Origin of the sequence: Streptomyces sp. LMG1-1-1.1 (assembly GCF_040815545.1) — a bacterium.
Lineage (GTDB): Bacteria > Actinomycetota > Actinomycetes > Streptomycetales > Streptomycetaceae > Streptomyces.
The window spans coordinates 432,231-444,042 of the sequence record NZ_JBFPNH010000021.1 but is presented as its reverse complement, the minus strand read 5'-3'; the positions used below and the strand labels follow the sequence as shown (position 1 = coordinate 444,042).

The following is an 11,812-nucleotide window of genomic DNA, read 5'->3' as shown; positions in this document are numbered from 1 at the left end:
CCGGGGCGCCGCCCCCGCGGCCGCCGCGGAAGCGCCCGCGGAGGCCCGGCCCCTCTCCCGCGTCGAGGCCCGCCGCGCCGCCCGCGCCGCCAAGGACAGCGTCGGCGTCGTCGCCAGCCGGGTCGTCGGCGAAATCTTCATCACCCTCGGCGTCGTCATGCTCCTCTTCGTCACCTACCAGCTGTGGTGGACGAACGTCCTCGCCGGTCAGGAGACCGACCGGGCCAAGGCGCAGATCGAGGACACCTGGGCCAAGGGCGACGCCGGCAAGAAGAAGGACGACAGCAAGCCGGGGGCGTTCGAGCCCGGCGAGGGCTTCGCCATCATGTACATCCCCAAGCTGGACGTCGTCGCCCCCATCGCCGAGGGCATCAGCAAGGCCAAGGTCCTCGACAAGGGCATGGTCGGCCACTACGGCGAGGGCAAGCTGAAGACGGCCATGCCCGCCGACGAGCAGGGCAACTTCGCCGTCGCCGGCCACCGCAACACGCACGGCGAACCGTTCCGCTACATCAACCAGCTGAACCCCGGCGACCCGATCGTCGTCGAGACCCAGGACGCGTACTACACCTACGAGATGGCCAGCATCCTGCCGCAGACCTCGCCGTCGAACATCTCGGTCATCGAACCGGTCCCGAAGGGCTCGGGCTTCACCAAGCCCGGCCGCTACATCACGCTGACCACCTGCACCCCCGAGTTCACCAGCACGTACCGCATGATCGTGTGGGGCAAGCTGGTCGAGGAACGCCCGCGCAGCAAGGGAAAGCCGGAAGCGCTCGTAGGCTGAGACCCCACACCTCCGGACGGGACGACGGGACGACCTAGTGGCACGCGCGCGCAACCGGATCGCCGGGCTCATCAGCGCCTTCGGCGAACTCCTCATCACAGCGGGCCTGGTGCTCGGACTGTTCGTCGTCTACTCGCTGTGGTGGACCAACGTCCTCGCCGACCGTGTCGCCGACAAGGACGGCGCCCAGGTCCGCGACCAGTGGGCCGACCAGGGCCCCGGCGCGCTCGACACCAAGGACGGCATCGGCTTCCTGCACGTCCCCGCCATGGACGACGACGAGGTCCTGGTGAAGCGGGGCACCGGCACCGACGTCCTCAACCACGGTGTCGCCGGCTACTACACCGACCCGATCAAGTCCGCGCTCCCGCAGGACAAGCAGGGCAACTTCACACTGGCCGCGCACCGGGACGGGCACGGCGCCAAGTTCCACAACATCCACAAGCTGAGGACCGGGGACCCGATCGTCTTCGAGACCAAGGACACCTGGTACGTCTACAAGGTCTACAAGACCCTGCCCGAGACGACGAAGTACAACGTCGACGTCCTCCAGCCCGTCCCCACGGAGTCGGGCAGGACCAAGCCCGGCCGCTACATCACGCTGACCACCTGCACCCCCATGTACACCTCGGACTACCGCTACATCGTCTGGGGCGAACTGGAGCGGGCGGAGAAGGTCGACCGCGACCGCACCCCGCCGGCGGAGCTGCGCTGAGGGGACACCCCGGAGCCGCGCTGAGGGGACACCGGGACACCGGATTCCGAGGCACCGGGAGAACGCGCCGAACGGGAGAGCCCCGGCATCCGTCCTGGATGCCGGGGCTCTCCCGTTCGCGTGCGCGGGACGACCGTCAGGCCGTCGGCCGTCGGGCCGTGCGGCCGTCAGCCGAAGAAGCCGCCGCCGCGGTTGTCTCCGCCGCCGCCACCCATCGTGACGACGGTGATCGGGTCGGTGGTGTTGACCATCGACCCCTCCGGCGGGTTGGTGCCGATGACCATGGCGTCCTCCTTGTCGGAGCCCTGCTGGACGACCGTCAGGCCCATGCCCTGGAGCTGGTCCCTGACCTCCTTGAACTTCTTGCCGCTCAGGCCCGTGGGGATCTGGACCTGGGTCTGCTGCGGGCCCTTGGAGACGCGGAGCTTGACCTCGGAGCCCTCGGCGGCCTTGACGTTGCCGTCGGGGGTCTGGGAGAGGACCTGGTCCTTGGGCTGGTCGGAGTCGACGTACTCGGTGACCACGACGAACTTGAGGTCCTTGAGCTGCTGCTCGGCCTGGGCGAGCTGGTTGCCGACGACCGGCGGAACCGTGACCTGGTTCTGCTTCGCGACGGTGATCGTCACCTCGGAGTTCTTCTCCGCCTTGGTGTTGCTCTGCGGGTTCTGGCTGAGGACCGTGCCCGGGTCCTCCTCCGACTCCTGCTGCTCGACCTTGACCTTGAAGCCCTTGCTCTCCAGGCGCTCCCGGGCGCGGTCCTCGGACTGCTCGACGACGTCCGGGACCTCCACGAGGGGGGCGCCCTCGGAGACGTACACCTGGACCGTGCCGCCGACGTCCATCTTGGCCACGTTGTCCGCGACGGGGGTCTGCCGGCAGATCAGGCCCTTGGGCTGGTCGCAGCGCTCGGTGCCGGCCTGCTGGACCTTCACCTGGGCGTTGCCCACGAGAGTCGTCGCCGACTTCATGTCCTGGCCGACCAGCTGGGGCACGGTGACCTGCTGCGTGCCCTCCTGCTTGTCGAAGAGCGAGACGCCGATGAAGATCGCGCCGACGAGCACCAGGATGCCCGCGAGGACCAGCAGGATCGTCGAGGTGTTCGACTTCTTCTGGCCGCCGCGACGGCGGTCCGGGCGGTCGTCGTAGCCGTAGCCGCCGCCGTCGTCCGCGTTGATCGGGGGCATCATCGACGTCTGGCCGGCCGGGTCGGCCTGACGCAGGGCCGTGGTCGGCTGGTCCTCCGGCGGATAGCCGCCGTAGCCCCCGCCGTACGCGGGCGCGCCCGCCATGCCCATCCCCATGCCCATCGCGGCGGCCGCGGCGACCGGCTGGCCGTCGAGGCAGGCCTCGATGTCCGCGCGCATCTCGTCGGCGGACTGGTAGCGGTAGTCGGGGTCCTTGACCAGCGCCTTCAGGACGATGGCGTCCATCTCGGGCGTGATCTCGCCGTCGAAGTTGCTCGGCGGCTGCGGCTCCTCGCGGACGTGCTGGTACGCGACTGCGACCGGGGAGTCCCCGATGAACGGAGGCCGGACCGTGAGGAGCTCGTACAGCAGGCAGCCCGTCGAGTACAGGTCGGAGCGGGCGTCGACCTGCTCGCCCTTGGCCTGCTCGGGGGAGAGGTACTGGGCCGTGCCGATCACCGCGGCGGTCTGCGTCATGGTCATGCCCGCGTCGCCCATGGCGCGCGCGATGCCGAAGTCCATGACCTTGACCTGGCCGGTGCGCGTCAGCATGACGTTCGCCGGCTTGATGTCGCGGTGCACGATGCCGGCGCGGTGCGAGTACTCCAGCGCCTGGAGGATGCCGACCGTCATCTCGAGAGTGCGCTCGGGCAGCAGCTTGCGCCCGGAGTGCAACAGCTCACGCAGGGTCGACCCGTCGACGTACTCCATCACGATGTACGGGATGGAGACCCCGTCGACGTAGTCCTCGCCGGTGTCGTACACGGCGACGATCGCCGGGTGGTTCAGCGAGGCGGCGGACTGTGCCTCACGGCGGAACCGGGCCTGGAAGGACGGGTCGCGGGCCAGGTCGACCCGCAGCGTCTTCACGGCGACGGTGCGGCCGAGCCGGGTGTCCTGGGCGAGGTACACCTCGGCCATGCCACCACGGCCGAGCACCGAGCCCAGCTCGTACCGGCCGCCGAGGCGACGCGGCTCTTCCATAGCTAATCCAGCCCTCTCCGTCTGTCCCGACCGCACCCATGGGTGGTCCGGCGGTGTGTGCTGTTCGCGGATACGGTACCGGCCCCGGGAATGTCTTCCGCCCGGGGCCGCCAGCTGATACCCGACCGGTACCTGGCTCGTACCGCGTCCTGAGGTCAGCCCCGGCTCTTCACGACCGCCTTCATGACGGCCTTCGCGATCGGGGCCGCCAGACCACCACCGCTGATGTCCTCGCGGTCCGTGCCCGCCGAGTCCTCGACGATCACGGCGACCGCCACGGGGGAGCCCTCGGAGGTCTTCGCGTACGAGATGAACCACGCGTACGGACGCTTGGCGTTCTTCTCGCCGTGCTGGGCCGTACCCGTCTTGCCGCCGACCTTCACGCCGTCCATGTTCAGGTCGGCCTTGCCGCCGGTGCCGTTGGAGACGACGTTCTCCATCATCTCCTGGAGCAGCTGCGCGTTCTTCGGAGAGACCGGCTGGCTCATCTCCTCCGGCTCGTTCTTCTTGATCAGATCGAGGTTCGGGGCGCGCAGCTCGTCGATCATGTACGGCTTCATCAGCTTGCCGTCGTTCGCGATGGCCGCCGTGACCATCGCCATCTGGAGCGGGGTCGTCGCCGTGTTGAACTGGCCGATCGAGGAGAGCGCGTTGCCGCCGCGGTCGGCCTTCTTGTCGTAGACGGAGGCGGCGGAGCGGACCGGGGTGAACTGCTCGGCGTTGAAACCGAACTTCTCGGCCATCTCGACCATCTTGTCGCGGCCGACGTCGTCGCCGAGCTTCGCGAAGACCGAGTTGCAGGAGATCCGCAGCGCCTCGTTCAGGCTCGCGTTCGCACAGCCGCCGGAGTGGTTCTTCATCGGCTTGGTCGACAGCGGGATCTTCCAGCCCTCGGGGGTCTGGGTCGCCCCGTTGATGTCGGTGACCTTGCCGTTCTCCAGCGCGGCGGCGGCGGTCACGACCTTGAAGACGGAGCCGGGCGGGTAGATCTCACGGATCGCGCGGTTCAGCTTCGGCTTGTTCTTGTCGTTCTCCAGCGCGACCCACGCCTTCTCGTCCTTGCCGGAGTAGCCGGCGAACGAGGAGGGGTCGTACGACGGCGTCGACGCCATCGCCAGGATCTTGCCGGTCTTCGGCTCGATCGCCACGACGGCACCGGTCTTGCTCCCGAGACCCTCGAACGCGGCCTTCTGCGCCGCGCCGTTCAGGGTGGTGACGACGTCGCCGCCCTTCTTCTTCTCGCCGGTGAACATCGCCAGCGTCCGGTCGAAGAACAGCCGGTCGTCGTTGCCGGTGAGGATGCCGTCCTCGATCTTCTCGATCTGGTTGGCGTCGTAGGCCTGCGAGGCGTAGCCGGTGACGGGGGCCCACATGGGGCCGTTGAGGTAGGTCCGCTTGTACTTGTAGAACTTGTCGCCCGAGTCGGCGGAGCCCGTGACGGGCTTGCCGTCGACGATGATGTTCCCGCGCTCGTTCGAGTACCGCTCGATCTGCACACGCCGGTTCTTGGGATGTGCGTTCAGCTCATCGGCGCGAACGAACTGGAGCCAGTTGTCCCGCAGCAGCAGGGCGAGGACGAGCAGGCCGCAGAAGATCGCGACCCGCCGCAGCGGCTTGTTCACGGACGGACCACCTGGGTCATCTCGGCGTCGGGGGACGGGGCGGGCGCGGGCGCGGGACGGCGCGCGGTGTCGCTGATCCGGATCAGGATGCCGATCAGGGCCCAGTTGGCGATCACGGAGGATCCGCCGTACGCGAGGAACGGCATCGTCATACCGGTGAGGGGGATGAGGCCCATCACACCGCCGGCGACGACGAAGACCTGCAGCGCGAAAGCGCCGGAGAGGCCCATCGCGAGCAGCTTGCCGAACGGGTCGCGGGCCGCGAGGGCGGTGCGGACACCGCGCTCGATGATCAGCCCGTAGAGGAGCAGGAAGACCATCACACCGGCCAGACCGAGCTCCTCGCCGACCGTGGCGAAGATGAAGTCGGAGTTGGCGGCGAACTGGATCAGATCGGAGTTGCCCTGGCCGAGGCCGGTGCCGAGGATGCCGCCCGAACCGAACGACATCAGCACCTGCGTCATCTGGTCACAGGCGTTGAGCATGTTCTGGTCGGTGGCCGTCTCCAGGCAGCCGAACGGGTCGAGCCAGGCGGCGACACGGGACTGCACGTGGCTGGCCGTGGAGCCCACCACCACCGCGCCGGCCACGGCCATCAGCAAACCCATGACGATCCAGCTGGTCCGCTCCGTCGCCACGTACAGCATGATCACGAACATGCCGAAGAAGAGGAGCGAGGTACCGAGGTCGTTCTCGAAGACCAGGATGAGGAGGCTGACCGCCCAGATCGTGATGATCGGGCCGAGGTCACGGCCACGGGGCAGGTAGAGCCCCATGAAGCGGCGGCTGGCCAGGGCCAGCGCGTCGCGCTTCACCATCAGGTAGCCGGAGAAGAACACCGCGAGGACCAGCTTCGCGAACTCACCGGGCTGGATCGAGAAGCCGCCGACCCGGATCCAGATCTTGGCGCCGAAGACGTCCGCACCGAGGCCCGGGACGAGCGGCAGCAGCAGCAGGACGAGAGAGGCCGCCATGGAGATGTAGGTGTAGCGCTGCAGGACCCGGTGGTCCTTGAGCAGCAGCAGCACGCCCACGAACATGGCGACGCCGATCGCCGAGTACAGCATCTGGCTCGGGGCGTCCGGGCTGAAGGAGCCGTAGTTGCGCTTCGCCGCGGCGATCAGCCGCGGCGACTGGTCCAGGCGCCAGATCAGCACCAGGCCCATGCCGTTGAGCAGGGTGGCGAGGGGCAGGAGCAGCGGGTCGGAGTACGGGGCCCACTTGCGCACCACGAGGTGGGCGACGCCTGCGAGGAGTGCGAGGCCGAGGCCGTAGCCGAGCATGCCGGCCGGGACCTTGCCGTCGATGGCCAAGCCCACGTTGAGGTACGCGAACACCGGGATGATGACGGCGAAGCCCAGCAGCGCCAGTTCGGTGTTGCGGCGGCTCGGCGCCTCGATCGCGCCGATGGTGGTCGTGTTGGTGACAACGCTCATGGTGGTGAAAGGCCCCCTACGGGTGCTTACTGCTTGCCGCAGTTCGAGGCCAGCTTCTGCTCCTCGGCGGTGAGGCTGGGACCCGGGGAGGGAGCGGCTGTGGTGGGCTTGGAGTCGGGGGTGGCGGGCTCGCCGGGCTTCTGGGTCGGCGGCTTGGCCGCGCGGTCGGCGGCGGCCTTCTCGGCGGCCTCGCGGCGCTGCTCGGTCTTCTTGCAGGCCGTGGCCTGCACCGAGAGCTCGGCGATCTTCGTCTGGGCCTTGCCGAGGCTGCCGCCCGCGATCGTGTCCTCGACCTGCTTCTGCTGGTAGGCGGGCAGGTACTTGAGTTCGATCTCGGGGTGGTCCTTCTCGACCTTCGAGAGCGAGATCCACGCCAGGTCCTGGCTGATGCCCTGGTACAGCGCGACGTGCTGGTCCTTGGCGCCCACGAAGTACTGCGTCTGCGTCCAGCGCCAGCCGCCGTAGAGCCCGCCGCCGGCGACGGCGAGGATCAGGAGGAGGAAGAAGGAGCGCTTGAGCCACTTGCGGCCGGTGCGCGGCTTCTCGAAGTCGTCGTCCGTGTACGACTCGAAGGAGCCCTGCGGCGGCATGCCGCCGTACCCGTGGTCGTCTCCGCTGCCGGGCGGGCCGAAGCCGCCGGCGGGCGGCTGCTGGTGCGGGGCGGGGCGGCCGAGGCCGGAGGCGCGGCCGGCCGGGGTCTGCATGGCGCCGCCGTCGTTCAGCTGGGCGGCCTGGTTCTCGGCGACCGCGCCCACGATGACCGGGGTGTCGCTGAGGTGACCGGCGAGGGTGTCGCCGCCGTCGACGTCGAGGACGTCGGCGACGATCACCGTGATGTTGTCGGGGCCGCCGCCGCGCAGCGCGAGCTGGATCAGCTCCTGCACGGTCTCCTGGGGGCCCTGGTAGCTGGCGAGGGTGTCCTCGAGGGTCTGGTGCGAGACCACGCCGGACAGGCCGTCGGAGCAGATCAGGTAGCGGTCGCCGGCCCGGACCTCGCGGATGGAGAGGTCGGGTTCGACGTGGTCGCCGCTGCCGAGCGCGCGCATGAGGAGCGAGCGCTGCGGGTGGGTGGTGGCCTCTTCCTCGGTGATCCGGCCCTCGTCGACGAGGCGCTGGACCCAGGTGTGGTCCTGGGTGATCTGGGTGAGGACACCGTCGCGGAGCAGGTAGGCGCGCGAGTCGCCGACGTGCACGAGGCCGAGCCGCTGGCCCGTCCACAGCAGGGCGGTGAGCGTGGTGCCCATGCCCTCCAGCTGCGGGTCCTCCTCGACCATCATCCGGAGCTGGTCGTTGGCGCGCTGCACCGCCGTACCGAGCGAGGTGAGGATGTCGGAGCCGGGGACGTCGTCGTCGAGGGTGACCAGGGTGGAGATCACCTCGGAGGAGGCGACCTCGCCGGCGGCCTGGCCGCCCATGCCGTCGGCGATGGCGAGCAGTCGGGGCCCGGCGTAGCCCGAGTCCTCGTTGCCCTCGCGGATCATGCCCTTGTGCGAGCCCGCGGCGAATCGCAGGGACAGAGTCATGCGCACCTGCCCTGTCGACGCTGCATCGGGGTACAGCCGGTCTCGACCCACACTGCCCACCCTCCGGTCGCTCCGGTCACGCCGGTCGCTTCAGTCGCTCCGGTCGGGAGCGCGGCACGGCCTGTGGCGGGGACCGTCCCGGCTCGCTCGCTCCGCTCGTGCCTATTCATGATGTAGCACTACTTCCGAAGCTCGATGACGGTCTTGCCGATGCGGATCGGCGCGCCCAGCGGAATCGGCGTGGCGGTGGTGAGCCGGGTCCGGTCGAGGTAGGTGCCGTTCGTGGACCCGAGGTCCTCGACGATCCACTGGCCGTCGCGGTCCGGGTAGATCCGGGCGTGACGGCTGGAGGCGTAGTCGTCGTCCAGCACGATGGTCGAGTCGTGCGCCCGGCCCAGCGTGATCGTCTGGCCCTGGAGGGCGACGGTCGTGCCGGTGAGGGTGCCTTCGGACACGACCAGCTTGGTCGGTGCGCCGCGGCGCTGGCGGCCGCCCGCGCTCTGCTGGCCGCGCTGCTGCGGAGGAGCGGCGGCCTGGCGCGCGGCCTGCTGCGGCCGCGCCTCCTGGCGCCGCGAACCGCGCTGGGTGACCCGCGTACCGAAGAGGTCGCTGCGGATGACCTGGACGGCCACGATGACGAACAGCCACAGAACGGCCAGGAAACCCAACCGCATGACCGTCAGGGTCAGCTCTGACATTGCCCCCGCTTCACCCTTCGGCTTGCCGGTAAACGATGGTGGTGCTGCCCACGACGATCCGCGAGCCGTCGCGGAGCGTAGCGCGGGTGGTGTGCTGCCCGTCCACCACGATGCCGTTGGTGGATCCGAGATCCTGGATCGTCGAGGGCGTTCCGGTCCGGATCTCGCAGTGCCGGCGGGAGACGCCGGGATCGTCGATCCTCACGTCCGCGTCGGTGCTGCGGCCGAGGACCAGGGTCGGGCGGGAGATCTGGTGGCGGTTGCCGTTGATCTCGATCCAGCGGCGCGTCCCGGTGCCCGCACCGGTGCCGGGCACGGCGACGGGACCGCCCTGGGGGCGGCCGCCGGGCGCGGTCGGACGGTGGCCGGGAGCGGCGGGCGGCGGGGCGGCGGGCATGGGCGGGGCGCCGGCCGGGGGGTACCCGTAACCGCCGCGTCCCTGGCCCTGTCCCTGGCCCTGTCCCTGGCCCTGCTGCTGTCCCGCCGGGGGCTGCTGCTGTGACGTACTCGACGCCAGCGTGCGGCTCCGGACGCGGTACAGGCCGGTGTCGAGGTCCTCGGCCTTCTCCAGGTGGACCTTGATCGGGCCCATGAAGGTGTACCGCTGCTGCTTGGCGTAGTCCCTGACCAGGCCGGCGAGCTCGTCGCCGAGCTGGCCCGAGTACGGGCTGAGACGCTCGAAGTCCGGCGTGCTCAGCTCCACGATGAAGTCGTTGGGGACGACGGTCCGCTCGCGGTTCCAGATCGTCGCGTTGTTGTCGCACTCGCGCTGGAGCGCGCCGGCGATCTCGACGGGCTGGACCTCGGACTTGAAGACCTTGGCGAAGGTGCCGTTGACCAGACCTTCGAGGCGCTGCTCGAATCGCTTCAGGACTCCCATGGGGCACCTCCTCCGTCGTTGTCGTCCTGGTACTGCTTACTGATCGTATCCACGCGTCGGGAAATCGGCTGGTTCCCCTTCTCTGCCCTGTGGACGAGTGTCACCTCTCACAGGCTTCCCCCACGGATCGTAGAGGCGGCCTGTGGACAGTGTCCCGCACCCGGCGGCGGAACCGGGGCGCGGTCCCGAGGTCCGTGCGGGACGACGGTGCGGTCCATCCCCTTCGTCCCTCCTCCTCCACCCTTCTCCCCCGCCTCCCACGCCCGCTCCTTCCCTCCTTCCCCTCGTTCCTCCCTCCTCACCTTGTTCTGCACGAGCGGAGCCGAAACAACGGGTGTGAATCCACGGTCTCCGACGTGCTAATCTTCAGATGTCGCCAGGCACTCCCGCTGAAAAGCGAGAGGGTCCGGAGCACACCCAATGCGCGGGTGGCGGAATAGGCAGACGCGCTGGATTCAGGTTCCAGTGCCCGAAAGGGCGTGGGGGTTCAACTCCCCCCTCGCGCACCAGTCGAGACGGTCGGCATCGTGACACGATGCCGACCGTCTTGCTTTTTGCCCACAGGACGGGCCGGGGGTCTCCCGACCGAAGGACCTGCGGACCGAAGGCCCTTCAGGCCGTGAGGTGTGACGTACGCCGCTTCCGGTGCCCGCGAGGGCCAGGAGCGCGCCCCTGGCCCTCGGGAGTCCACCGGTGGTGCGGCGGGCCGTCAGACCGCCTCGGTGTCCACGTCCAGCTCGATGAGCGCCGCCGCGGCGAGGGCGTTGCGGTACGAGTCCTCCCGGGTCCCGCCCACGGCCTGGACGTAGCCGACCCGCTGACTGTTGCTGTGCACGTCGGCGCTGACGGCCTCGCCCGGCTCCACGTACATGCCGACGGAACGGCAGCCGGGGGCCGCCGCCGCCGCTTCGAGGCCCGTGACGCCGCGGAGACGGCCCGTCACGGGGGACGTGATGCGCAGCTCGGTCACCGCCCCGTCCGGAGTGAGGGCGGGGACGGCCGCGCCCGTCAGCTTCGCCACCACGACCTCGGCGGGGCGGAGACCGGACACGTAACCGATGGCCTGCTGCATGCCGGCGCCGACGAGGCGGGCGTTCGTCTCCAGGAGGCGGGGGCCGTCCTCGGTGAGGACGAACTCCAGGTGGAACGGTCCGAAGTCGTAGTCCAGCGCCCGCAGCGTGTCCCGTACGAAGTCCTCGGCGCCGGGGCAGGGGGGCTCGGCGGCGAAGCGCAGCGCCAGCTCCACGAAGTACGGCGGCTCGGTCATGACGCGGTCCGAGTAGCCGAAGACGGTCAGTTCGTCGGCGTCGACGAAGCCCTCCGCGCTGAACACCGGCCCGTTGAGGACCTCCTCGAACAGCAGGGTCCTGCGGGGGCGGACCCCGCGGCCGTACGACCGTGCCATGTGGTTACGGGCGACGGCGGCCACCTCCTCGTCGCTCTCGACCAGGGCGACGTCCCAACTCGACGCTCCGTCCACCGGCTTGACGACGCACGGATAGCCGATCGGCGAGGACGGGGCCTCCGCGTCGGCCGGCTGGGTGGCCCAGCGGACGTCCTCCACGCCCGCGCGTGCCATCGCGGCCCTGGCGGCGGACTTGTCGCGACGGATGGCCGCTCCGTCCGGGGCGGGCCCGGGGAGGCCGTACTGGCGGGCCACGCTCGCCGCGACGCCGACGAAGCTGTCCACGGAGCTGTGGACCGCGGCGACCTCGCCGCTCAGCGCCACGAGCATCCGGCCCACGTGCTCCGGGCTGCTGGTGTCCGTGATGAGCCAGGCGTCCACCAGGTCGTCGAAGGCCGATCCGTAGAACGAGCGGTCGGCCGCGACCACCGCGGTGCGGTGGCCACGCGCGCGTGCGGCGGCGAGGAACTGCTGACTCGGAGCGGTCAGCCGGTCGCCGGCCGACGCGAGCTCACGGGCGCCGCCGGGCAGGGTGTGGAGCTCGACTGAGACGAGCCATGAGTTTCCCACGAGAGGGT

At 69.8% G+C, this 11,812-nt stretch carries 9 protein-coding genes and 1 tRNA gene; 3 read left to right on the top strand and 7 right to left on the bottom strand.

All coding sequences use genetic code 11. The features are described 5' to 3' along the window. Positions 1–787: class E sortase (locus tag MRBLMG1_RS12695; protein WP_367823679.1), on the top strand; the 787-nt coding region annotated here is incomplete at its 5' end. A gap of 37 nt (positions 788–824) precedes the next feature. Then, entirely contained in the window at positions 825–1,502 is a 678-nt protein-coding gene (locus MRBLMG1_RS12690; protein ID WP_367823678.1) for a class E sortase, read from the top strand. A 167-nt stretch (positions 1,503–1,669) separates the two neighbouring features. Here MRBLMG1_RS12690 and pknB read toward each other — a convergent pair whose 3' ends face one another. From pknB to MRBLMG1_RS12660, 6 genes are all read right to left on the bottom strand, one after another. Continuing rightward, complete coding sequence (pknB, locus tag MRBLMG1_RS12685) at positions 1,670–3,670, bottom strand: Stk1 family PASTA domain-containing Ser/Thr kinase (RefSeq protein ID WP_367823677.1); 2,001 nt, start codon at positions 3,668–3,670, stop codon at positions 1,670–1,672. A gap of 155 nt (positions 3,671–3,825) precedes the next feature. Further along, positions 3,826–5,292, bottom strand: a complete 1,467-nt coding sequence (locus MRBLMG1_RS12680; RefSeq protein ID WP_367823676.1) for a peptidoglycan D,D-transpeptidase FtsI family protein — start codon at positions 5,290–5,292, stop codon at positions 3,826–3,828. Then, complete coding sequence (locus MRBLMG1_RS12675) at positions 5,289–6,728, bottom strand: FtsW/RodA/SpoVE family cell cycle protein (protein ID WP_367823674.1); 1,440 nt, start codon at positions 6,726–6,728, stop codon at positions 5,289–5,291. Before MRBLMG1_RS12675 ends, MRBLMG1_RS12680 begins: the two co-directional genes overlap by 4 nt. 26 nt (positions 6,729–6,754) lie before the next feature. After that, positions 6,755–8,251 carry a Stp1/IreP family PP2C-type Ser/Thr phosphatase gene (locus tag MRBLMG1_RS12670; protein ID WP_367823672.1) on the bottom strand — a complete coding sequence of 499 codons (1,497 nt, stop codon included), beginning with the start codon at positions 8,249–8,251 and terminating at the stop codon, positions 6,755–6,757. A gap of 179 nt (positions 8,252–8,430) precedes the next feature. Then, complete coding sequence (locus MRBLMG1_RS12665; protein ID WP_033201477.1) at positions 8,431–8,949, bottom strand: FHA domain-containing protein FhaB/FipA; 519 nt, start codon at positions 8,947–8,949, stop codon at positions 8,431–8,433. Positions 8,950–8,959: 10 nt separating this feature from the next. Next, a complete protein-coding gene (locus MRBLMG1_RS12660; RefSeq protein ID WP_367823670.1) occupies positions 8,960–9,829 on the bottom strand; it encodes an FhaA domain-containing protein in 870 nt (289 codons plus the stop codon). A 422-nt stretch (positions 9,830–10,251) separates the two neighbouring features. Between MRBLMG1_RS12660 and MRBLMG1_RS12655 the strand changes: the two genes are divergently transcribed. Then, positions 10,252–10,338: transfer RNA gene (locus MRBLMG1_RS12655), tRNA-Leu, on the top strand. 200 nt (positions 10,339–10,538) lie between these two features. On the opposite strand, the gene MRBLMG1_RS12650 is transcribed toward MRBLMG1_RS12655, so the two are convergent. After that, positions 10,539–11,804 (bottom strand): ATP-grasp domain-containing protein, encoded by a 1,266-nt coding sequence (locus MRBLMG1_RS12650; protein ID WP_367823669.1) that lies wholly within the window; start codon positions 11,802–11,804, stop codon positions 10,539–10,541. Between the last annotated feature and the right edge of the window lie 8 nt (positions 11,805–11,812).